At 60.9% G+C, this 19,823-nt stretch carries 23 protein-coding genes and 1 riboswitch; of the genes, 11 read left to right on the top strand and 12 right to left on the bottom strand.

Going from position 1 to position 19,823, the window contains the following annotated elements:
* Nucleotides 1–3: 3 nt before the first annotated feature.
* The 4 genes from phrB to PspS04_RS23015 all read right to left on the bottom strand — a co-directional run bounded on the left by phrB (nucleotide 4) and on the right by PspS04_RS23015 (nucleotide 4,504).
* Nucleotides 4–1,449 (bottom strand): deoxyribodipyrimidine photo-lyase, encoded by a 1,446-nt coding sequence (phrB, locus tag PspS04_RS23030; RefSeq protein ID WP_159998920.1) that lies wholly within the window; start codon nucleotides 1,447–1,449, stop codon nucleotides 4–6.
* A 20-nt stretch (nucleotides 1,450–1,469) separates the two neighbouring features.
* On the bottom strand, nucleotides 1,470–2,402 hold the full coding sequence (locus tag PspS04_RS23025) for a MerR family transcriptional regulator (protein WP_237234941.1): 933 nt from the start codon (nucleotides 2,400–2,402) through the stop codon (nucleotides 1,470–1,472).
* A gap of 6 nt (nucleotides 2,403–2,408) precedes the next feature.
* Nucleotides 2,409–3,371 carry a YbgA family protein gene (locus PspS04_RS23020; RefSeq protein WP_095168997.1) on the bottom strand — a complete coding sequence of 321 codons (963 nt, stop codon included), beginning with the start codon at nucleotides 3,369–3,371 and terminating at the stop codon, nucleotides 2,409–2,411.
* A gap of 146 nt (nucleotides 3,372–3,517) precedes the next feature.
* A complete protein-coding gene (locus PspS04_RS23015; protein ID WP_095168996.1) occupies nucleotides 3,518–4,504 on the bottom strand; it encodes an NAD(P)/FAD-dependent oxidoreductase in 987 nt (328 codons plus the stop codon).
* Nucleotides 4,505–4,700: 196 nt separating this feature from the next.
* Between PspS04_RS23015 and PspS04_RS23010 the strand changes: the two genes are divergently transcribed.
* Together PspS04_RS23010 and hemH are read left to right on the top strand one after the other, a co-directional pair.
* On the top strand, nucleotides 4,701–5,603 hold the full coding sequence (locus tag PspS04_RS23010) for a TIGR01777 family oxidoreductase (RefSeq protein ID WP_159997943.1): 903 nt from the start codon (nucleotides 4,701–4,703) through the stop codon (nucleotides 5,601–5,603).
* Between the two features lie 13 nt (nucleotides 5,604–5,616).
* Complete coding sequence (gene hemH, locus PspS04_RS23005) at nucleotides 5,617–6,645, top strand: ferrochelatase (protein ID WP_159997941.1); 1,029 nt, start codon at nucleotides 5,617–5,619, stop codon at nucleotides 6,643–6,645.
* 83 nt (nucleotides 6,646–6,728) lie between these two features.
* On the opposite strand, the gene PspS04_RS23000 is transcribed toward hemH, so the two are convergent.
* Together PspS04_RS23000 and upp are read right to left on the bottom strand one after the other, a co-directional pair.
* Nucleotides 6,729–8,003: a uracil-xanthine permease family protein gene (locus tag PspS04_RS23000; RefSeq protein WP_159997939.1), complete on the bottom strand. Its 1,275-nt coding sequence runs from the start codon at nucleotides 8,001–8,003 to the stop codon at nucleotides 6,729–6,731.
* Between the two features lie 2 nt (nucleotides 8,004–8,005).
* Nucleotides 8,006–8,644: a uracil phosphoribosyltransferase gene (gene upp / locus PspS04_RS22995; protein ID WP_095168992.1), complete on the bottom strand. Its 639-nt coding sequence runs from the start codon at nucleotides 8,642–8,644 to the stop codon at nucleotides 8,006–8,008.
* A gap of 164 nt (nucleotides 8,645–8,808) precedes the next feature.
* Here upp and PspS04_RS22990 point away from each other — a divergent pair, with 164 nt between their 5' ends.
* The 3 genes from PspS04_RS22990 to PspS04_RS22980 all read left to right on the top strand — a co-directional run bounded on the left by PspS04_RS22990 (nucleotide 8,809) and on the right by PspS04_RS22980 (nucleotide 10,327).
* The gene (locus PspS04_RS22990) at nucleotides 8,809–9,366 is read left to right on the top strand and encodes a hypoxanthine-guanine phosphoribosyltransferase (RefSeq protein ID WP_095168991.1); all 558 of its coding nucleotides are present in this window, start codon (nucleotides 8,809–8,811) and stop codon (nucleotides 9,364–9,366) included.
* A gap of 121 nt (nucleotides 9,367–9,487) precedes the next feature.
* On the top strand, nucleotides 9,488–9,976 hold the full coding sequence (locus tag PspS04_RS22985) for a hypothetical protein (RefSeq protein ID WP_095168990.1): 489 nt from the start codon (nucleotides 9,488–9,490) through the stop codon (nucleotides 9,974–9,976).
* A gap of 63 nt (nucleotides 9,977–10,039) precedes the next feature.
* Nucleotides 10,040–10,327: a PA4642 family protein gene (locus PspS04_RS22980; protein ID WP_095168989.1), complete on the top strand. Its 288-nt coding sequence runs from the start codon at nucleotides 10,040–10,042 to the stop codon at nucleotides 10,325–10,327.
* 67 nt (nucleotides 10,328–10,394) lie between these two features.
* On the opposite strand, the gene mqo is transcribed toward PspS04_RS22980, so the two are convergent.
* Complete coding sequence (gene mqo, locus PspS04_RS22975; protein ID WP_159997937.1) at nucleotides 10,395–11,903, bottom strand: malate dehydrogenase (quinone); 1,509 nt, start codon at nucleotides 11,901–11,903, stop codon at nucleotides 10,395–10,397.
* Between the two features lie 711 nt (nucleotides 11,904–12,614).
* Entirely contained in the window at nucleotides 12,615–12,848 is a 234-nt protein-coding gene (locus PspS04_RS22970; protein ID WP_159997935.1) for a hypothetical protein, read from the bottom strand.
* A 182-nt stretch (nucleotides 12,849–13,030) separates the two neighbouring features.
* Between PspS04_RS22970 and PspS04_RS22965 the strand changes: the two genes are divergently transcribed.
* Complete coding sequence (locus PspS04_RS22965) at nucleotides 13,031–13,615, top strand: YajG family lipoprotein (protein WP_095168986.1); 585 nt, start codon at nucleotides 13,031–13,033, stop codon at nucleotides 13,613–13,615.
* Between the two features lie 70 nt (nucleotides 13,616–13,685).
* Here the strand turns inward: PspS04_RS22965 and PspS04_RS22960 are convergent, their stop codons facing one another.
* On the bottom strand, nucleotides 13,686–13,892 hold the full coding sequence (locus tag PspS04_RS22960) for a hypothetical protein (protein WP_095168985.1): 207 nt from the start codon (nucleotides 13,890–13,892) through the stop codon (nucleotides 13,686–13,688).
* Nucleotides 13,893–14,066: 174 nt separating this feature from the next.
* On the opposite strand from PspS04_RS22960, the gene PspS04_RS22955 reads away from it, so the two are divergent.
* Nucleotides 14,067–14,351: a hypothetical protein gene (locus PspS04_RS22955; RefSeq protein WP_159997933.1), complete on the top strand. Its 285-nt coding sequence runs from the start codon at nucleotides 14,067–14,069 to the stop codon at nucleotides 14,349–14,351.
* Between the two features lie 235 nt (nucleotides 14,352–14,586).
* On the opposite strand, the gene PspS04_RS22950 is transcribed toward PspS04_RS22955, so the two are convergent.
* Nucleotides 14,587–15,753 carry a 1-acyl-sn-glycerol-3-phosphate acyltransferase gene (locus PspS04_RS22950; protein WP_159997931.1) on the bottom strand — a complete coding sequence of 389 codons (1,167 nt, stop codon included), beginning with the start codon at nucleotides 15,751–15,753 and terminating at the stop codon, nucleotides 14,587–14,589.
* A 140-nt stretch (nucleotides 15,754–15,893) separates the two neighbouring features.
* Between PspS04_RS22950 and PspS04_RS22945 the strand changes: the two genes are divergently transcribed.
* The 4 genes from PspS04_RS22945 to PspS04_RS22930 all read left to right on the top strand — a co-directional run bounded on the left by PspS04_RS22945 (nucleotide 15,894) and on the right by PspS04_RS22930 (nucleotide 17,934).
* On the top strand, nucleotides 15,894–16,076 hold the full coding sequence (locus PspS04_RS22945) for a CPXCG motif-containing cysteine-rich protein (RefSeq protein ID WP_095168982.1): 183 nt from the start codon (nucleotides 15,894–15,896) through the stop codon (nucleotides 16,074–16,076).
* 12 nt (nucleotides 16,077–16,088) lie between these two features.
* Nucleotides 16,089–16,349 carry a putative signal transducing protein gene (locus tag PspS04_RS22940; RefSeq protein WP_095168981.1) on the top strand — a complete coding sequence of 87 codons (261 nt, stop codon included), beginning with the start codon at nucleotides 16,089–16,091 and terminating at the stop codon, nucleotides 16,347–16,349.
* A 35-nt stretch (nucleotides 16,350–16,384) separates the two neighbouring features.
* Entirely contained in the window at nucleotides 16,385–17,005 is a 621-nt protein-coding gene (locus tag PspS04_RS22935; protein WP_095168980.1) for an SOS response-associated peptidase, read from the top strand.
* 110 nt (nucleotides 17,006–17,115) lie between these two features.
* Complete coding sequence (locus tag PspS04_RS22930; RefSeq protein ID WP_159997929.1) at nucleotides 17,116–17,934, top strand: M48 family metallopeptidase; 819 nt, start codon at nucleotides 17,116–17,118, stop codon at nucleotides 17,932–17,934.
* 36 nt (nucleotides 17,935–17,970) lie between these two features.
* On the opposite strand, the gene PspS04_RS22925 is transcribed toward PspS04_RS22930, so the two are convergent.
* Nucleotides 17,971–18,555 (bottom strand): TMEM165/GDT1 family protein, encoded by a 585-nt coding sequence (locus tag PspS04_RS22925; RefSeq protein WP_095168978.1) that lies wholly within the window; start codon nucleotides 18,553–18,555, stop codon nucleotides 17,971–17,973.
* A gap of 88 nt (nucleotides 18,556–18,643) precedes the next feature.
* A riboswitch (yybP-ykoY riboswitch) is annotated at nucleotides 18,644–18,767 on the bottom strand.
* A gap of 51 nt (nucleotides 18,768–18,818) precedes the next feature.
* Complete coding sequence (locus PspS04_RS22920) at nucleotides 18,819–19,817, bottom strand: class I SAM-dependent methyltransferase (RefSeq protein WP_095168977.1); 999 nt, start codon at nucleotides 19,815–19,817, stop codon at nucleotides 18,819–18,821.
* Nucleotides 19,818–19,823: the final 6 nt, after the last annotated feature.

Below are 19,823 nucleotides of genomic sequence, written 5' to 3'. Positions count from 1 at the left end.
CCGTCATCCCTCTGAACTGTTCACCTCAAGACGCGTGGGCAGACGTTTGAAGGCTGCCAGTGCGCGCTCGCGCGATTGGCCGAGGTTGACGATAGGCAGCGGATAATCCGCCACGCCAAACAACCCGCCCATGGCGGCCGGGTTGTGGATATCTTTTTTGTTCAGCCCCGCCAGTTCCGGCAGCCAGTGCTTGATGAACAGGCCTTCGGTGTCGAATTTCTCCGACTGACTGATCGGATTGAAAATCCGGAAGTAGGGCGCAGAGTCGGTCCCGGTGGACGAACTCCATTGCCAGCCGCCGTTATTGGCCGCCAGGTCACCGTCGATCAGGTGACGCATGAAAAACCGCTCGCCTTCGCGCCAATCGATCAACAGGTTCTTGGTCAGGAACATGGCCACCACCATCCGCAGGCGGTTGTGCATCCAGCCGGTTTCCAGCAACTGGCGCATGGCGGCGTCGATGATCGGCAGGCCGGTGCGCGCCTCCTTCCAGGCGGCCAGTTCGTCGGGCGCATCCCGCCAGGCCAGGGCTTCGGTTTCCGGGCGAAAGGCGCGGTGCCGGGAAACACGGGGGTAGCCGACCAGAATGTGTTTGTAGAACTCGCGCCACAGCAGTTCGTTGATCCAGGTAACAGCGCCGACGCTGCCGCTTTCGAACTCGCCCTGATTGGCTTGCAACGCCGCATGCAGGCACTGGCGAGGCGAAATCACCCCGGCTGCCAAATAGGCTGAAAGCTGACTGGTACCGGGTTTGGCCGGTAAGTCGCGTTCGTCCTTGTAGTAGTTGATCTGGGCATCGGTGAAGTGCTCCAGGCGTCGCTGCGCCTCATCCTCACCGGCCGGCCAGAGTGCGCGAAGCTGCTCGCTCGAGGGCGTGAAACCTTGCACTTGCTCGGGGACCGGGTCGCAGTCGATACCCGTCGGCGCTTGCATCCCGGGTGCCGTCACCAATCGTGGCAGAGCGCCGTGCAGGCGGGCGTAGCAGACTTTACGGAACTGGCTGAAGACCTGGAAGTAGCCACCGGTCTTGGTCAGGACGCTGCCAGGTTGGAACAGCAACTGATCCAGATAGCGATGCAGGGTGATGCCTTGGGTGTCGAGGGCCAGGCGAACGGCGGCATCCCGGCGGGTTTCGTGAACGCCGTACTCTTCGTTGGCATGAACCGCTTCGACGTTCAGTTCGCTGCACAGCTGTGCCAGCACTCGGGGTACATCGTCCCAAGCAGGGGCGCTGCGGATCAGCAGCGGGATATTCAGAGCGCTCAACGCCTGGCTCAGTTCGCGCAGGTTGCGCAGCCAGAAATCCACTTTGCAGGGGGCATCGTCATGGGCCAGCCATTGCTCGGGGCTCAACAGATACACCGCGACGCTCGGGCCACGATTGGCGGCGGTGCTCAGAGCCGTGTTGTCATGCAGGCGCAGGTCGCTGCGCAGCCAGATCAATTGCAGGGTCGCTTGCGCACTGGACATCAGATCAGTCCTCGCTGAATCAATACCTGGTGAGCCGACAGGGGATCGTCGGCCAGTAATACATCAGCGATTTCAGTGGCGATCTCGGACAAACCGGCCTGGTGGATACATACCGTTGGTCCGACGATGAGCTTTGGGCAACTGACATTGTTCAGGAGTTTCGTTAGCTGTTTCAGGTTGCTGGTTTTGCTCGAATACAGCAGCACCGCGCGCGCTTGCAGGTGTTCGACCGCCAGGGACAGTTCACCCACCGGCAAAGGCCAGTCGAACACTTCCACCGGACAATCGACGCTGCTGATCAGCCAGGCGCAGAGCCACAGGTGAGGTTCGAGCGGTAGGTCGGAGTGATTGACCAGCAGCAGTGGGGCGCCGCGTAACTGGCGGTTGTTGTGGTAGATCCGCGCACCGAACTTGCTGCGTAGCCAGCTGTAGAAAAACGTGCGCTCCATCTGTGCGCCGAATTGCCCTTGCCAGCGTTGTTCGAGCTCTGCCAGCAATGGCATCAGCAGTTGCTCGCACAAGGTCCGTGGTGGGTACAGGGCCATGGCCTGGTTGAACAGGTCATCGACCTGGCGCTCGGCCAGGCGAAAGATGGCCTGGGCGAGGTTTTGCCGCAGGATCTGCCAGTCATTTTCCACCGGCGAACTGAACGCTTGCGGTGTGTCCAGCAACTGCTTGACCTGGCTCACCGCGACGCCGCGATTGAGCCAGGTCAGGATGTCGTGAATGCGTTGCACATGCTCGGCCGAGAACAGCCGGTGACCCTTGGGGGTACGTTGCGGCACCACCAGCCCGTAGCGACGCTCCCAGGCGCGCAGGGTGACCGCGTTGACGCCGGTCACGCGGGCGACTTCGCGGATCGGCAGCCAGCCTTCGTCCAGCGCCTGCTGGTAGTCGGTGTCGGGCTCTTGGGTGTGAGTAGCGCTGGGCATGTTCATTCAAATCGCATTTCTGAGGCTGAGGTTTTCCGGGTGCGGCTGCAGGTAGACCTGTTGCGCGATGTACGGATCGGGATGATGACGCAGGTGATGCTTGAGCAGGGTCAGCGGGACCACCAGCGGCACGACGCCGAGGCGGTATTGGCCGATCACGTGCTGGACTTCCTGTTTGTCCTCGACGCTCAGGCTCTGTTTGAAATAGCCGCACAGGTGCTGCAGTACATTGCTGTGGGTCCCGCGGGTGGCGCATTGCTTGAGCGCCTTCATCAACAGACTGAAATAGCGCGGGCCAAGTTCTGCGGGGTCGCTCTGGCCCATGCTGCCCAGGAGTTTGCCCAGGGCCTTGTACTGCAGCGGGTTGTGGGCCATCAGCAGGTACTTGTAGCGCGCGTGGAAGTCGGTCAGGCCATGGCGGCTGAGACCCTGCTGCAGCAAATCCTGCCAGGCGGCGTAGGCAAACACTCGGGTCAGGAAGTTCTCGCGCAGCACCGGATCGTTGAGTCGGCCGTCTTCTTCCACCGGCAGGTCCGGGTGGCGGGCACAAAACGCCGCGGCATAGATACCCCGGCCACCACCGTCCTGCGGATTGCCGTTGGCGTGATAGACCTTGACCCGTTCCAGGCCGCAGGACGGGGATTTGTGCATGAAGATGTAACCGCACAGATCGGTCAATTCAGCGGCCATGCGTTGCCCGTAGTCGGCCAGCGGCTGAGTGACGTCGAGTTGTCGGTTGACGCTGCCGATGGCGCTCGGGTGCTGCGGATCGCCGACCAGGCGAATCGGCTCGCGGGGAATTCCCAGGCCAATGGCGACTTCGGGGCACACCGGGACAAACTCGAAATAATTGCTGAGGGTACGACTGCAGAGCTGGGATTCTTTATGCCCACCGTTGTAGCGCACCTCATCGCCCATCAGGCAGGCGCTGATGGCAATTTTCGGCTTGCGCGGGGATTCACTCGACATCGGCAGACCTCGGATTAAAACCTGTACAAGCGCTGTTCGCTGTACAACATGTTTTGATCATAGGTCGAAAGGTGTACAAGTCAATTTTTTTGTATAGCTTTTATCGAGCGCCCCCGTAGCCGCCAAAGCCTAGCTACGGGAAGCGACTACTGCAGATGCTCGTGCAAGCGGCGGGCGGCTTCCTGGCCACTCAGCCAGGCGCCTTCGACCCGCCCTGACAGGCACCAGTCGCCGCACACATACAAGCCCAGGTCGGCATCGGCCAGTACGCCCCATTCGTGACTGCTGGCAGGGCGCGCATACAGCCAGCGGTGAGCCAGGCTGAAGGTCGGGGCGGGCATGGCGCTGTGCAACAGTTCGGCAAAGGCGCCGTGCAGTTGTTCGATCACCGCTTCCTTGGACAGGTCGATGTGTTGTCGGCTCCAACTGCTGGTGGCGTGCAGCACCCAAGTGTCCAGGCTGTTGTCGCGCCCCGGTTTGCTGCGGTTGCGGGCCAGCCAGTCGAGCGGGCTGTCCTGCACGAAGCAGCCTTCCATAGCGGTATCCAGCGGCGTATCGAATGCCAGGGCGACGGCCCAGGTCGGGTCCATTTTCACCCCGGCGGCGACCCCGGCCAGCTTCGGTGCGGCAGCCAGCAGGGCTGTGGCCTGAGGGGCGGGTGTGGCGATGACCACATGGCTGAAGGGGCCGTGGGTGAAGCCTTCGGCATCCTGCAGATGCCAGTGCTGTTCACCACGATAGACCTCGGTGATGCGGCAGGCGAAGTGCACTTCCAGGTCGCCAATCAGGGCGCGGGTAATGGCGCTCATGCGCGGCGTGCCGACCCAGCGGGTCTGCTCGTCTGGCGACGGGCTGAGCTGGCCGCCCTGAAAGTTGTAGAGCTGCGGTGTCCACTCGGCGACCCAGCCGTTGGCTTGCCAGCGCTGCACTTCAGTGACAAAGCGCCGGTCGCGGGCGGTGAAATACTGCGCCCCCATGTCGAGTGCGCCAGCGTCGCTGCGTTTGCTCGACATGCGCCCACCGCTGCCACGGCTTTTATCGAACAGTTGCACGACGTAGCCGGTCTCTTGCAGAGCCTGGGCGGCGGAGAGTCCGGCGATGCCGGTGCCGATAATTGCGATGGGTAGAGTCATAGGGGCCTCGTTTACCTTTCTCTTCAGGCTACGCTTAGGGTTAAACCTGTACAATTATATTTTTTGGTATAACTTTCAGCGTTCTCGTTCTGACAGCTTGGCCTATTGTTAATCACAGAGCCCGCCCGATCCGAAACATCCCTGCTTATAAAAATAGACTAGTGATCGAGGTAAAACGCCACGCGAGGAACATGTCATGCACATATTGCTGACCGGCGGTACTGGATTGATAGGACGCCAGCTTTGCCGACTCTGGTTGAGTCAGGGCCACAGCCTGACGGTGTGGAGTCGCAAACCCGAAAAAGTGCCGACCCTGTGTGGCGCCCAGGTGCGAGGCATCGCGCGTCTGGAGGAGATCGGACAGGAGCCGGTGGATGTCTTGATCAATCTGGCGGGTGCGCCGATTGCCGATCGACTCTGGACCCATAGGCGCAAGGCGTTGCTCTGGAGCAGCCGGATCAGCCTGACTGAAACCCTGCTGGCCTGGCTGGAAAGCCTTGAGCAAAAACCCCACTTGCTGATTTCCGGGTCGGCGGTGGGATGGTACGGCGATGGCGGCGAGCGTGAGCTGACCGAGGATTCGCCACCGGTTAGCGAGGACTTCGCCAGCCAGCTGTGCATCGCCTGGGAAGAGACCGCACAACGCGCCGAGGCCCTGGGCCTGCGCGTGGTGCTGGTGCGGACCGGGCTGGTGCTGTCGGCCGAAGGCGGCTTTTTGTCGCGCCTGCGCCTGCCCTTCAAAGCGGGGCTGGGCGGGCCTATCGGCAATGGCCGGCAGTGGATGTCATGGATTCATATCGACGATCAAATCGCGCTGATTGATTTTCTTCTGCATCAGAATATGGCCAGCGGTCCTTATAATGCCTGCGCGCCAAAACCGGTGCGCAATCGCGAATTTGCCAAGACGCTGGCCGGTGTCCTGCACCGGCCGGCTTTCATGCCCCTGCCATCGTTCGTGTTGAAGGTCGGGCTCGGTGAGTTGTCGCTATTGCTGTTGGGCGGCCAGCGGGTGACCCCGATGCGGTTACTGGCGGCAGGCTTCACCTTTCGTTTCACTGATTTGCGTGCGGCTCTGGACGACCTGTCCAGCCGCCTTTGAAATAGGACGTTGCATGACCGATCACGCGTTGCTCCTGGTCAACCTGGGTTCACCCGCTTCCACACAGGTGGCGGACGTGCGCAGCTACCTCAATCAATTCCTGATGGACCCTTACGTCATTGACCTGCCGTGGCCGGTGCGGCGCCTGCTGGTGTCGTTGATCTTGATCAAGCGCCCGGAACAGTCGGCCCATGCCTACGCCTCGATCTGGTGGGACGAAGGCTCGCCGCTGGTGGTACTCAGCCGGCGCTTGCAGCAGGCCATGAAGGCGCAGTGGACCCAGGGACCGGTCGAACTGGCGATGCGCTACGGCGAGCCGTCGATCGAGACGGTGCTGACTCGACTGGCCGCCCAAGGCATCAAGAAAATCACCCTGGCGCCGCTGTATCCACAGTTTGCCGACAGCACCGTGACTACGGTGATCGAGGAGGCCAAGCGGGTGGTGCGCGAGAAAAAACTCGAGGTGCAGTTCGCGATTCTGCAACCGTTCTACGACCAGCCGGAGTACCTCGACGCCCTGGTGGCCAGCGCCCGGCCTTATCTGGAACAGGATTACGATCACCTGCTGCTGAGTTTTCACGGCCTGCCGGAGCGGCACTTGAAGAAGCTCAATCCGGGTCATTGCTTTGAATGCAGTAACAGTGGCGATTGCTGCGCCGCAGCGCCAGCAGAGGTGCTTGCCACCTGTTATCGCGCCCAATGCCTGCGCACGGCGGCAGACTTTGCCAAACGCCTGGGCTTGCCGGATGGCACGTGGTCGGTGTCGTTCCAGTCGCGCCTGGGGCGTGCCAAATGGATCGAACCCTACACCGAAGCGCGTCTCGACGAGTTGGCGAAAAGTGGGGTGAAGAAGATTCTGGTGATGTGCCCGGCGTTTGTCGCCGACTGCATCGAAACCCTGGAAGAGATCGGTGACCGTGGCCTGGAGCAGTTCCGCGAGGCGGGGGGCGAGGAGTTGGTACTGGTGCCGTGCCTCAACGATGAGCCGCAGTGGGCGCAGGCGTTGAACACCCTGTGTGAAAGGGCGCCAGTGGTTTTGTAGAAGGCCGAAAGCATCGCGGGCAAGCCATGTTCCTGTAGGAGCAAGGCTTGCCCGCGATAACGTTCTTTCAGGCAGTAAAGCCCTTAGAGCAGCGGCTCATCCGGCTGCTTGTTCTTCCAGCCGTCGTTGCCCGGCAACAGCAGGTTCAACCCGATCGCGACAATCGCGCACAGGGCGATGCCCTTGAGGCCGAAGTCGTCGGGGCCGGTGCCGGTGCCGATCAGCACACCGCCGATCCCAAACACCAGGGTGACCGAGACAATCACCAGGTTGCGCGCTTCGCCCAGGTCGATCTGGTGGCGGATCATGGTGTTCATGCCCACCGCGGCAATCGAGCCGAACAACAGGCACAGGATCCCGCCCATCACCGGTACTGGAATGCTTTGCAGCAGCGCACCGAACTTGCCGACAAACGCCAGGCTGATGGCGAAGATCGCCGCCCAGGTCATGATTTTCGGGTTGTAGTTCTTGGTCAGCATCACCGCGCCGGTGACTTCGGCGTAGGTGGTGTTGGGTGGGCCGCCGAGCATGCCGGCTGCCGTGGTAGCGATACCGTCGCCAAACAGGGTGCGATGCAGGCCCGGTTTTTTCAGGTAGTCGCGACCGGTCACGCTGCCGACGGCGATTACCCCGCCGATGTGTTCGATAGCCGGAGCCAGCGCCACCGGGACAATGAACAGGATCGCCTGCCAGTTGAACTCCGGTGCCGTGAAGTGCGGCAAGGCAAACCAGGGCGCGGCAGCGATCTTCGCGGTGTCGACGACACCAAAGTAGAACGCCATGCCAAAGCCCACCAGCACCCCGGAAATGATCGGCACCAGGCGGAAGATGCCTTTGCCGAACACGGCCACGATCAAGGTGGTCAGCAGCGCCGGCATCGAGATCATCATCGCCGTCTGGTAGTGAATCAGCTCGCTGCCGTCACCGGCCTTGCCCATGGCCATGTTCGCGGCAATCGGCGCCATGGCCAGGCCGATCGAAATGATCACCGGGCCAATCACTACCGGAGGCAGTAGGCGGTCGATGAAACCGGTGCCCTTGATCTTCACGGCCAGGCCCAGGAAGGTGTAGACAAAACCTGCCGCCATCACGCCGCCCATGGTTGCCGCCAGGCCGAACTGGCCCTTGGCAAGAATGATCGGGGTGATGAAGGCAAAGCTCGAAGCCAGGAACACCGGCACTTGGCGCCCGGTAACGAGCTGGAACAGCAGAGTCCCCAGGCCCGCCGTGAACAGCGCGACGTTGGGGTCGAGGCCGGTAATCAGCGGCATCAACACCAGCGCGCCGAACGCCACGAACAGCATCTGGGCGCCCGACAGGACCTGGCGCCAGAGCGGGTCGTTGAACTCATCCTGCATGCTCACGCGTCCTTCTGCTTGGTGCCGAAGATCTTGTCGCCAGCATCGCCGAGGCCCGGAATGATGTAGCCGTGTTCATTGAGTTTTTCGTCAATCGAGGCGGTGTAGATGGTCACGTCCGGGTGAGCCTTCTCGACAGCCGCGATCCCTTCGGGGGCTGCGACCAGGACCATGGCGCAGATGTCCTTGCAGCCGGCTTTTTTCAGCAGGTCGATAGTGGCAACCATGGAACTGCCGGTGGCGAGCATCGGGTCGATGATCATGGCCAGTCGTTCGTCGATTTCTGGAACCAGTTTTTCCAGGTAGGTGTGGGCTTCGAGGGTTTCCTCGTTGCGGGCCACGCCCACGGCGCTGACTTTGGCGCCCGGGATCAGGCTCAGGACACCTTCGAGCATGCCGATGCCGGCGCGCAGGATAGGGACCACGGTAATTTTCTTACCGGCGATTTTCTCGACCGATACGGTACCGCACCAGCCTTCGATGTCGTAGGTTTCCAGGGGCAGGTCCTTGGTTGCCTCGTAGGTCAACAGGGCACCGACTTCCTGAGCGAGCTCACGGAAATTCTTCGTGCTAATGTCGGCGCGGCGCATAAGGCCAAGTTTGTGTCGGATCAGCGGATGGCGGATCTCACGGATGGGCATAGGGAAAGGCTCCGGCGGCGGGCAAAAAAACCGGCCTAGATTAATCTATCCGGGGTTGTTGTCCTATAGACATTCAGTACGTTAGTCCAGAAACGCTTGATTCGACCGGTCGGGATGCGTACCTTTGCTCGCTTTTCCGAATCCGCCACCCCTTGGAGAGCACAATGTCCGCTGATCTCGAGCATATCCGTCAAATCATGCGAGAGGCTGACTGCCTGTACACCGAAGCTGAAGTCGAGGCGGCTATCGCCCGTGTCGGTGCGCTCATCAACGAACAGCTGGCTGACAGCAATCCCGTGGTGTTCTGCGTGATGAACGGCGGGCTGATCTTCTCTGGCAAGTTGCTCACCCATCTGCATTTCCCGCTGGAAGCGTCCTACCTGCACGCCACGCGCTATCGCAACGAAACCAGCGGCGGCGATCTGTTCTGGAAAGCCAAGCCGGAAGTTTCGTTCATCGACCGTGACGTGCTGATCATCGACGACATCCTCGACGAAGGGCACACCCTGGGCGCGATCATCGACTTCTGCAAACACGCCGGTGCCCGCAAAGTGCACACCGCGGTACTGATCGACAAGGACCACGACCGCAAGGCGCGTCCGGACCTGAAGGCCGATTTCGTCGGGCTGCCTTGCATTGACCGTTACATCTTCGGCTACGGCATGGACTACAAAGGCTACTGGCGCAACGCCAACGGGATTTTTGCCGTTAAAGGTATGTAAGCCGGAACGCGCCGCAGCTTTCTCGATCAGGCACTCGTTGCTCAATGGGTCGAGAAGGCTGCACCACCGGACGCAGGCTGCGTCAGCTGCTACAGTGCTGGGCCCGATTCTGGAGCCCGTCATGAGCCTTTTGATCCGCAGTTGCGCCGTTCTGTTGCTGAGCCTCAGCCTGCCACTGGCGGCCGCGCCTGCGGTCATGCACGGGCAATTCCTGCCGCCCGACGACCTGACCCTGCGCGACACCTCGCCCGAGCAGCAGCAACTGTTGCAGGTCACTGAGTATTCGGTGGTGGTGGGCAGCCAGCGCCAGTCCAATCAGCAGCCGATCCCGGTGACTTCGCCGGTGCTGATTCGCCTCAAGGGCAAGCCCCTGAACAAGGGGGCCACCATCAGCCAGGTGCTGGTGAATTTCGACGGCGAAAGCAAAAGCCTGAAAAAGCCGATCTACGACGCCAATACCCGCACCCTCACCCTGTTTTACCCCATGGCCCAGTACCGGGTGGTGCTGGACCTGTTGCGCAACGACACGGTCTATTGTCAGTTTCTCAGCTACGCCAATGGTCACATTTGGGCAGACCTGCACACGGGTGCAGTGAAGCGTGGTCGTTGAGGCATCGGGCAGGGCGGGGGTAAACTGCCTGCCCCGTGAAATGTCTGCGAGCTGGAGTCGGCAATGCGTAAAGATAAGAAACAAGTGATTGGTGACGAGATCGGCGATGAGCAGATCAAGTTGTTCCTCGATTTCGAACCGGTTGACGCGACTTCACCGTCCCAGCACAAGTTGATCAAGGCTTATCGCGGCCTGCGCATCGACGATTTCGAGCGTTTCCTGACGTTCTTTGTCGAAGCCGGCTACGACCTGGACGGCAAGGATGAGCATGGCCAGACCTTCGCCGAAGTGATCAAGGATCAGCGCAACAGCGCCGAGTACATCGAGCTGATCGAAAAAGCCCGCGGCTGAGCTTTTTCAAGGCCATAAAAAAGCGCCCCGTTCTCATTGAGAGCGGGGCGTTTTTCATGGGCGAGGATCAAGCGAAGCTTGGAGTCTCGCTGCTGGCTTCCACCAGCTCCAGGGCGACGTTGTTCTGCGCGTTGATCTTGCGATACAGCGCAGCGTCGGTTTCCAGGATTTTTTCACGGGCCGGGAAAATTTCCGCGAGTTTGCCAGCCCATTCGCCCTTGGTTTTGCCCGGGAAGCATTTCTCGATCAGCTCGAGCATGATCGAAACGGTCACCGAAGCACCTGGCGAAGCGCCGAGCAGGGCGGCCAGCGATCCGTCCTTGGCTGCGACCAGTTCGGTGCCGAACTGCAGCACGCCGCCTTTTTTCGGGTCTTTCTTGATGATCTGCACCCGTTGGCCGGCCACTTCCAGGCGCCAGTCTTCGGCTTTCGCTTCAGGGTAGAAGCGACGCAGCGACTCCAGGCGTTGTTCCATGGATTGCATCACTTCGCTGACCAGGTATTTGGTCAGGTCCATGTTGTTCTTGGCCACGGCCAGCATCGGTCCGATGTTACCGGCACGTACCGACAGCGGCAGGTCCATGAAGGATCCGTGCTTGAGGAACTTGGTGGTGAAACCGGCGTATGGCCCGAACAACAGGGACGTCTTGCCATCGACCACACGGGTGTCCAGGTGCGGTACCGACATGGGCGGCGAACCTACCGCGGCCTGGCTGTAGACCTTGGCCTGGTGATGCTTGACCACTTCCGGGTTGTCGCAACGCAGCCACTGGCCACTGATCGGGAAACCGCCGAAACCTTTGCTTTCCTCGATGCCCGAGGCCTGCAGCAACGGCAAGGCCGCGCCGCCGGCGCCGAGGAACACGAACTTGGCGTCGACTTCACGGCTGTTGCCGCTGTTGACGTCCTTGATGCTGACGGTCCAGCCGTTGGCATTGCGCTTGAGGCCGGTCACGCGCTTGCAGTACTTGACCTGGGCATCGCCGGCGCTGGTCAGGTGCTTGAGCAGTTGATTGGTCAGGTTGCCGAAGTTGACGTCGGTGCCGTTGATCACGCGGGTCGCGGCGAGGGTCTCGCCAGCGTCACGCCCAGGCATCATCAAGGGCATCCACTCGGCCATCTTGGCCTTGTCTTCGGTGTATTCCATGTCGGCGAACGCATGGTGCTTCTTCAGCACGCTGAAGCGTTCCTTGAGGAACGACACGCCAGCGTCACCCTGCACGAAGCTCAGGTGCGGGACCGGGCTGATAAAGGATTTCGACGAGCCGAAGGTGCCTTTGCGGGTCAGGTAGGACCAGAACTGCTTCGACACCTCGAACTGGGTGTTGATGTGCACGGCTTTCTTGATGTCGACGCTGCCGTCAGCGGCCTGTGGTGTGTAGTTCAGCTCACACAGGCCGGCGTGACCGGTACCGGCGTTGTTCCACGGGTTGGAACTCTCCGCGGCCCCGGAATCCATCAGCTCGACGACTTCCAGCTTGATCGCGGGGTCGAGCTCTTTGAGCAGTACAGCGAGGGTGGCACTCATGATGCCGGCCCCAACCAGTACTACGTCGACTGCTTCGTTATGCGCCATTTAACGCGTCTCCAAAATCTGCAGCACCAAATTGTCGGCATAGCTGCCAGGAGTTACGGGGCATGCTCTGTAGAGCCCCAGGTCACCCATGGCCAGGATCGCCATGTCCGAATCTTCGCAATTTATCGCAACTTCGACAGACGTTACCTACTGGCCTCAGGGTTCCCATGAACTCATTTCAGCGCGCGGCAGGCAATTCGACTTATGGTCGATACGTCCGTTTGTGCAACCAAATCCGTAGCGGACAGGCTTCAGGCTCCGGTATTCGAGGCGTATCCGGTCCTGTGTCGTTGGGCTGTTGTAGACGCTAATGGTGCATATTCAGACGCAAAACTATTCATTTGCTCGCCACACTCTTGTGAAGTTGTGAAAACCCGTTTTTTCACGCTCTTTTGAAGACGTGAACCTCAAAAAGGGCTATCTGCGCCTGGCACCGGACCCGCGTTAAAAACGGGCAAACAGCTCAGTGGCCGAGCGTCATGACAGCTCTGCAGATTCGCGAAAAGTGGTGGTTTGCAAGATAAACAGCAAGCTCGCCAGCTTCACTCGATCTGTGTGGGCGGCTCTCTGTGGGCGGTGCGGGGGTGCCAATACGCAGGTATCAGCGGTGCTGCGAGGCCCGATCAGGAGACGTCCTTATAATCGGGGGGAGATTGTAGCGAAGAAACGCAGGGAAATGGTCGTGTTTAATGACTTTTATTAGCCGTTCGGTCAGCCGGCCAGTGCCGAGTGCAACCTGAGGCGACGAATGCGCTGGCTCAGGCGGGCGCTGGCGGGCAGTGGCTGGTGCAACCAGTGGGGGCGAATCTCATTGATTTCGACCCAGCCATCGCCCATCGGAGGCACCTGGCAGTGCTTGAATGCCAGGCAGCGTTCGGCGCTGTCGAGTCGGGCGAAGTAACGATAGGTGCGGCGTGGAGCGAAAAGCGACCAGAGAAAATGCATGGCGATGCCCTCGTTCAGTGACAGCGTTGAAGTTAGCAGTGTGGCATGACACTCCCGTGACCGAGCAGTCGCGCGCGATGACATTGCACAAGTCTTCAGCCGGTGTTCAGGGTTGCTGGTTTGCAGCCGGTGCCGACCGCTATACTGCGCGTCTGTCTGTGCCTGATTCTGGAGAGAAACGCATGTTGCAACGCCTGTTGTTCGGTTTGATCACTGTGACCAGTTTGACCCTGGTTGGCTGCGCCCACAGCCCGCAACAACTCGCCCCGGAGCCGAAACTGACGACTCAGTTGGCACCGGTCGGGCGTGGCCAGCCGGTGGTGGTGAAGGTGGTGGACGGTCGTCCGTCGCCGACCCTGGGCACCCGTGGTGGTTTGTACCCTGAAACCAGCGCGATCACAGTGCAGAGCGCGCAGATCCTGCCCAAGCTACAGGCCCAGGCCGAAGCAGCTGTGCGGCTGCTGGGCTTCACCCCGACCGCCAATGCGCTGAATGCCCCGCAGTTGACGGTGACCCTGGCGGAACTGAAGTATCAGTCGCCCAAGGAAGGCATGTACGTGACCGAGGCCACCATTGGCGCGACCTTCCGCTCCGATGTGCAGAACGCCGGTCGTCGTTACAGCGGGCGTTACGGTGCCTCGCTGGACCAGCGCTTTGGCATGGCGCCGAACCAGGAGACCAACACCAAGCTGGTCAGCGATGTGTTGAGTGATGCGTTGACCCGCCTGTTCAAGGACCCGACTGTGGGTCAGATCCTGGCCGAGTAACGCTTTGTAGTGCGTTTACCAAACCCGGTGCCAGTCATGGCCCGGGTTTTTTAATGTCTGTGGGAGCCGCTCACGCTGCCTGCGAATAGAAATCCAGCACGCTCACTCCGGTCAGCAGGTCGGTTTCCGGCAAGTCGGCATGCTGGTGTCCGCCCAGGGCGCAATACACCAGCCAGTGACGATCCTGGACATTGAAGGCCAGGCTGCCGACGAGGGCCTGTTGTTCGTCGGTTGGGGTGATGAGGTACAGGCGGTCCTGGTTTTCGGCGTGCAGCATGACAAGCTCCGTGTCGGTTTCGAGGGGCGACAGACTGGCGTATTTAGATGACGAAGCCGTGACGCAGAACATTAGTCAGGCAGATGTTTGGTTTTTTGTCGGAAAGCCCGGGCAGACAGTGCGGGTTTGGGTAGAATTCGCGCCGCGCATGCCCTGTTTCGATTGAGGTCCACGATGTCACTGCAACTCTGGTCGCTGTTTTCCGCTCATCCCGCCAAGCTGATCAACCTCCTCGCACTGCTGTTCGCCTGCCCGGGTGGTTGGCTGCTTCACTCGACCCGTCGCCGCGAGCAACAGGCGCGGGCCAGCCTGGCAGCCCAGGCCGGGCGTGCCAGTGCCGACAACCAGATGCATCTGGCGAGCATCGCCACCTTGCGCCTGAATCGCGTCTTCTATGCTTTTGGTTTCGCCTGCCTGGGCCTGGCGCTGCTGGTGTCGTGGATCAGCACCCGGGTCTGATGCACAGATAAAAAAACGGCGCTCAAGGCGTAATGCCGATCAGTTAAGCGACGCTGTCAATTGTAGGAGCGAGCTTGCTCGCGAAAAACGTCAACGATAACGCGTGTATTCAGTATAAACGCGGCGCCGTTGAGTTCTTCGCGAGCAAGCCGCAAGCGGGCACCCGCTCCTACAAAAGGGTTTAACTGATCGGCATTAGGCGCTCAAGGCGCCGTTTTTTATTGCCGGCAGAGCCCTACAGGGGGAGCCCGGCCTTGACCCGATACTGGTTACGCACAGGGGTGGCGTACTGCAGCACCAGGAACGGACGGTGCTCCTCGGGGCACGCCGCGAGGCGGTCTTGCCATTCTTGCCGGGCCTTGGCCAGTTCGTCGGCCGGGAACAGCTCGGCGGCACTCGGCACGCTCAATTGTGGGTCGGCGTCCTGCCACTGGGCATAGGCCAGGTAGTGCACCGGGAATAGGCGGTAGCCACCGAGAATCTGCCGGTCCATCTCGATTGCCAATTGCTTGGTGTCTTCGAATCGCTCGCTGATCGGCGCGGCAAAGTTCACGTGGACCCGGCCCTTGTAGCCGGTAATGCCCTTGGCGATGCTTACGTCATCTTCGCCGGGCTCCTTGGTGTAGCTGCCGGTGGTGGCGCGGATGTACAGCTCGCGAGCCTTGGCCTGGTCGCACGGGTCGTACTCGTAGCTGATCGAGACCGGGGTCAGGTTCAGCGACAGGATCACCTCGGCAAACGGCTCGTCCTTGCGGCTCATGTGGAACATCTTGAGGATTGCCGATTCGGTACGGTCGTCACCGTCCTTGGCGCGGCCTTCGGCCTGGGCGATCCAGATCGATTGGCAATCGTTGCGAATCGAGTGGTTGATATACGCCGACAGCAATTGATAGGCCGCCATCTTCTCCCGTCGACCGCTGATGGAGCGGTGCACGATGAAGCTCTTGTTCAGGCGCATCAGGTCGCTGACGAAGGGCTTTTGCAGCAGGTTGTCGCCAATCGCGATGCGCGGCGTGGGCAGGCCTGCGTGATAGATCGCGTAATTGACGAAGGCCGGGTCCATCACGATGTCGCGATGGTTGGCCAGGAACAGATAGGCACTGCCGGACTTGAATTGCTCGACACCGGTATAGGTCACGCCGTCGGTGGCGCGCTCGATGGTGTGGTCGACATAGAACTCGACTTTGTCCTGCAACGTGGCAACCGAGCTGACACCCGCGAACTCACGGCGCAGCCGATGAGCTATAAGGGGTTTGAGCATCCAGCCCAAGGCGCCGGCAAACCGCGGAAAGCGAAAGTGGGTGAGGATATCTAGAAACGCCTTGTCGCTCAGCAGCCGTGCCAGCACCGCTGGGACTTCGCTGTCGTCGTAAGGTCGGATGGCATCGAATTCGCCCATCATGCTCTCTTGTTAGAAACGGCTAGGGTAAGTAATGGATTGGATCAAATCCACACAGGGTACGGTCTGAAAAATCTGCTCAAACAAAAATAGCCCTGCAAATAGACCGGCGATTATACGCACAAGTCACTTGGGAGACCGCGATGCTGGAAACCGAGCACTATGAATGCCCTTATTGTGGTGAAGACGCCGAAGCGGTCCTGGATTTGTCCGGGGGCGACCAGACGTATGTCGAGGACTGCCCGGTGTGTTGTCGGCCGATAGTGTTCACGCTGCAGACCGATGGTCAGGAATGGATGCTCGAAGTTCACAGTGAAAACGAGTGAGGAGTGGCCTCTATGCAGCGCATCTACGAGCCGGAAAACCTGATGGAAGGTGAGTTGCTGCAAGGGATGCTGGCCAGCGAAGGGGTCGAGGCCCACCTGGTGGGGCGTGATCTGCTCGGGGCGGCGGGGGAGTTGCCGGTGTTCGGCCTGCTGGGCCTGGCGGTGGATAATGATCAGGCGCAATACGCCCGTGAGCTGATCGCCGCGTACAATGCGGCGTTGCCGATGCCCGGCGACGAACCGGATAGCTTCCCGGGCGTGCTGGTCTGTTAGGCTGACGTTCGTTTGATCAAGAGTCGTGTTGCCCCATGTGTGGACGTTTTGCCCTGTTTCGCTGGAACCCCGCGTTCGCGGCCTTGCCCGGTTTTCCGGCCGATCAGCAGGCGCAGTGGAATATTTCGCCGAATGCTTCGGTGCTGATCCTGCGTGCCGAAGCCGGTGAGCGCACGTTGGCACGTGCCCGTTGGGGTTTGACGCCGCCCTGGCTGACTGACCTGTCGAAGACGCCGGCCCATGCCCGGGCGGAAACTGTCGCCGAACAGCCGATGTTTCGTGAGGCCTTCCGTCAGCGGCGCTGCCTGCTGCCGGCCAACGGTTTTTACGAATGGCGCGGCACCGCGCGCAAGCGCCCGTATTGGCTGACTCCGGGTGAGGGATCGTCGCTGTTTTTTGCGGCCATCTGGGAAGCCTATCCAGTGCAGGAACAACTGTGGTTGAGCACGGCGGTGATTACCCAACCGGCGGCCAGCCAACGGCGACCATTGATTCTCGACGCTGCCGGCCAGGAGGCCTGGCTTGACCCGCAGACTCCGCTGCATGCCCTGCAGGCACTGCTTGCCAGCGAGCCCGCGGCCCTGCGTGAGCGGGTACTGGCGAACCTGGTCAATGACCCCAAGCTCAATGCCCCGGAGTGCCTGACCCCAGGTTGAGTCGCTGCGCCACGTTTCACTCGGTTAATGATGGGTTGCGCGTCTGTTACATCTGGCGCCGACTCCCGCCACCGCCTACGATACGCGCCATGTTTTCAGGGAGTGTATTCATGAACAAGAATTGGGTTGTGTGTGCGCTGGGCGTCAGTCTGTTGCTCAGTGGTTGTCAGTCGGTCAACACCACCAGCAGCGGGGCCGTGGGCGTAGAGCGCTCGCAGTGGATGTTCAGCATGCTGTCGACCGACGAGGTCAACCAGATGTACGCCCAGTCTTACCAGAAGACCGTGGGCGAGGCGGGCAGCAAGGGCGTGCTGGACAGGACCAGCAGTGATGCCAAGCGAGTCCAGGCCATCGCCACTCGTCTGATCGCCCAGGCCCCGGTATTCCGTCCGGATTCGGCGCAGTGGAAGTGGGAAGTCAATCTGATCAAGAGTGATGAACTCAACGCCAACTGCGGTCCTGGCGGCAAGATCATTTTCTACACCGGGCTGATCGATACGCTGAAACTTAACGACGATGAAATCGCCGCGATCATGGGCCATGAAATCGCCCACGCCCTGCGCGAGCATGGCCGTGAAGCGATGTCCAAGGCCTATGGCATCGAAATGGCCAAGCAGGGTGCGGGTGCCTTGCTCGGTCTGGGCCAGGACACCCTGGCCCTGGCCGATACCGTGGCCAACTACGGCATGACCTTGCCCAACAGCCGGGCCAACGAGAACGAAGCCGACCTGATCGGCCTGGAGCTGGCGGCCCGTGCCGGCTACGACCCGAACGCCGCGATCACCTTGTGGAACAAGATGAGCAAACTGAACGAGGGTGCGCCGCCGGAGTTCATGAGTACGCACCCGGCCTCGGCCAGCCGGATTTCCTCGTTGCAGGCGGCGATTCCGAAAGTCATGCCGCTGTATCAGCAAGCCAAGAAGTCCTGAGGAGTGTGCGGCGCTTGTAGCGCCGCGCCATCCGTCTTAAACCCAGCCACTGCTCTGCATCGCCTTGTACACCGCGACGATCGCCAGGATCAGGAATGCCGATGCCGCCAGGCGTCGGATCAGGGTCAGGGGCAGTTTGTCTGCGGCAAAGTTACCCGCCAGCACCACCGGTACGTTGGCGATCAGCATGCCGACGGTGGTGCCGATGATCACCAGCCACAGTTCCGGGTATTGCGCTGCGAGCATCACCGTGGCGACCTGGGTCTTGTCCCCCATCTCCGCCAGGAAGAATGCGATCAGCGTGGTCAGGAACGGCCCGAACTTGCGGGCGGTGCTGGTCTCATCGTCATCCATCTTGTCCGGCACCAGGGTCCACAGCGCGGTGGCGGCAAAGCTGGCGGCGAGAATCCAGTGCAGGGTCGCATCCGAGAAGAAGCTGCCGAACCAGGCACCCACGGCGCCAGCGGCGGCGTGGTTGGCCAGGGTCGCGGCGACAATGCCGGCGATGATCGGCCAGGGTTTGCGGAAGCGGGCGGCGAGAATAAGCGCGAGCAGTTGCGTCTTGTCGCCGATTTCGGCCAAGGCAACGATTGCGGTAGGAACGAGTAGCGAATCCAGCATCAGGGTTTTCCTAAGGGGCGGGTCGACACGGCTATGACACGTACAGCCTTCCCGCCCCGGGTAAGGTGTGCGTGTCATAGGTCTTGTCAAACCCTGCGGTCCGTCTGTGCGGACGCTTGGGTCGCATACGCCATGGCCTGTTGACCAAGTATGTTGACGTATGCCGGACGAGCATGGCGCTCGTGGGAGACTACTCCCCTAGGACGGAGCGGATTCTGCCTAGGCAAAATCCATTCGGCAAGCCTTCTTTTTCATCCGGTGAGTTAACCGCGCTTGGCCCGGTAGATGCGGAAACCCTGTCCTTCGGCCTTGATCGAACACTGCCCCAGGTGCTCTTCGATCAGCGGCTGGTACTTCAGGAAACTGTTGGCTACCAGTCGTAGTTCGCCGCCAGTTTTCAGATGTTTAACCGCTTTTCGCAGCAAGTTTTCCGTGGCGAAGTAGTCCGTGTGGACACCTACATGGAACGGTGGATTGCTCAGGATCGCACTCAATCCCATGGGGGCAGCGTCGATGCCATCGCCGGTCAGGACCTCGGCTTCAAGACCATTGGCTGCCAGGGTCAGGCGGCTGCTGGCGGCGGCAAAGGCGTCGACGTCGAGCAGGGTCACGGTGTTGTGCGGGTAACGGCGCTTGACCGCCGCGCCCAGTACGCCGGCACCACAACCGAAGTCCAGCAGATGGCCGCTGGGCAGCTTGTCGAGATGCTCGAGCAGCAGGGCACTGCCGCGATCCAGTCGACCGTGGCTGAACACTCCCGGCAGGCTGATGACCGTCAACGGGCCTTCGGCCAGCGGCAACTCATACGTCTGCGCCAGGCTTTCCAGGGACTTGGCTTGAGGTGCATTGGCCACGGTCACTTGCCACAACTGGCAGTGCCGCGCGCTGTCGAGCTTGCGTGGTTTGCCGAATGGGTTGAGCTGCTTGGCGGCGCCTTCGATGCCGCTGCGTTTTTCCCCCACCAGGTACAGTTCACAACCGGCCAGGCGCGAGGCGAGGGCGTTGAGGATGTAGTCGGTCAGGTCCTTGGACTTGGGCAGGAACAGCACCGCCGTTGCAAACTCACGCGTGGGCGCGTTCACCCCGAAATGGCTGCGCTCGGCAAAACGCGCGTCCAGGGCCGCCTGATCGCCGGCGTGCCAGCACCAGCCATGGGCGTCGGGCAACTTTCCCAGCAAGTCGTCGGCAGGCAAACCGGCCAGCAGCACGTTGCCTTGAAACAATTCAGCCTGTCGAAGCAGTACTTCACTGCGCGGATCCATACTCTG

The organism is Pseudomonas sp. S04 (genome assembly GCF_009834545.1).
In the GTDB taxonomy this organism is placed as follows: Bacteria; Pseudomonadota; Gammaproteobacteria; order Pseudomonadales; family Pseudomonadaceae; genus Aquipseudomonas.
This window is presented reverse-complemented; position numbering and strand designations above follow the sequence as displayed.

Excerpts from the sequence above, each read along its gene's own strand:
- PspS04_RS22925 (WP_095168978.1), bottom strand. The coding sequence starts at position 18,555 with ATGCTGGATTCGCTACTCGTTCCTACCGCAATCGTTGCCTTGGCCGAA.
- PspS04_RS22945 (WP_095168982.1), top strand. The coding sequence starts at position 15,894 with ATGCTGGAAACCGAGCACTATGAATGCCCTTATTGTGGTGAAGACGCC.
- PspS04_RS22955 (WP_159997933.1), top strand. The coding sequence starts at position 14,067 with ATGTCACTGCAACTCTGGTCGCTGTTTTCCGCTCATCCCGCCAAGCTG.
- PspS04_RS22980 (WP_095168989.1), top strand. The coding sequence starts at position 10,040 with ATGCGTAAAGATAAGAAACAAGTGATTGGTGACGAGATCGGCGATGAG.
- PspS04_RS22970 (WP_159997935.1), bottom strand. The coding sequence starts at position 12,848 with ATGCATTTTCTCTGGTCGCTTTTCGCTCCACGCCGCACCTATCGTTAC.
- mqo (WP_159997937.1), bottom strand. The coding sequence starts at position 11,903 with ATGGCGCATAACGAAGCAGTCGACGTAGTACTGGTTGGGGCCGGCATC.
- PspS04_RS22920 (WP_095168977.1), bottom strand. The coding sequence starts at position 19,817 with ATGGATCCGCGCAGTGAAGTACTGCTTCGACAGGCTGAATTGTTTCAA.
- PspS04_RS22985 (WP_095168990.1), top strand. The coding sequence starts at position 9,488 with ATGAGCCTTTTGATCCGCAGTTGCGCCGTTCTGTTGCTGAGCCTCAGC.
- PspS04_RS23020 (WP_095168997.1), bottom strand. The coding sequence starts at position 3,371 with ATGTCGAGTGAATCCCCGCGCAAGCCGAAAATTGCCATCAGCGCCTGC.
- PspS04_RS22930 (WP_159997929.1), top strand. The coding sequence starts at position 17,116 with ATGAACAAGAATTGGGTTGTGTGTGCGCTGGGCGTCAGTCTGTTGCTC.
- PspS04_RS22965 (WP_095168986.1), top strand. The coding sequence starts at position 13,031 with ATGTTGCAACGCCTGTTGTTCGGTTTGATCACTGTGACCAGTTTGACC.
- upp (WP_095168992.1), bottom strand. The coding sequence starts at position 8,644 with ATGCCCATCCGTGAGATCCGCCATCCGCTGATCCGACACAAACTTGGC.
- PspS04_RS23015 (WP_095168996.1), bottom strand. The coding sequence starts at position 4,504 with ATGACTCTACCCATCGCAATTATCGGCACCGGCATCGCCGGACTCTCC.
- PspS04_RS23010 (WP_159997943.1), top strand. The coding sequence starts at position 4,701 with ATGCACATATTGCTGACCGGCGGTACTGGATTGATAGGACGCCAGCTT.
- PspS04_RS22990 (WP_095168991.1), top strand. The coding sequence starts at position 8,809 with ATGTCCGCTGATCTCGAGCATATCCGTCAAATCATGCGAGAGGCTGAC.
- PspS04_RS23025 (WP_237234941.1), bottom strand. The coding sequence starts at position 2,402 with ATGCCCAGCGCTACTCACACCCAAGAGCCCGACACCGACTACCAGCAG.
- hemH (WP_159997941.1), top strand. The coding sequence starts at position 5,617 with ATGACCGATCACGCGTTGCTCCTGGTCAACCTGGGTTCACCCGCTTCC.
- PspS04_RS22950 (WP_159997931.1), bottom strand. The coding sequence starts at position 15,753 with ATGATGGGCGAATTCGATGCCATCCGACCTTACGACGACAGCGAAGTC.
- PspS04_RS22940 (WP_095168981.1), top strand. The coding sequence starts at position 16,089 with ATGCAGCGCATCTACGAGCCGGAAAACCTGATGGAAGGTGAGTTGCTG.
- PspS04_RS23000 (WP_159997939.1), bottom strand. The coding sequence starts at position 8,003 with ATGCAGGATGAGTTCAACGACCCGCTCTGGCGCCAGGTCCTGTCGGGC.
- PspS04_RS22960 (WP_095168985.1), bottom strand. The coding sequence starts at position 13,892 with ATGCTGCACGCCGAAAACCAGGACCGCCTGTACCTCATCACCCCAACC.
- PspS04_RS22935 (WP_095168980.1), top strand. The coding sequence starts at position 16,385 with ATGTGTGGACGTTTTGCCCTGTTTCGCTGGAACCCCGCGTTCGCGGCC.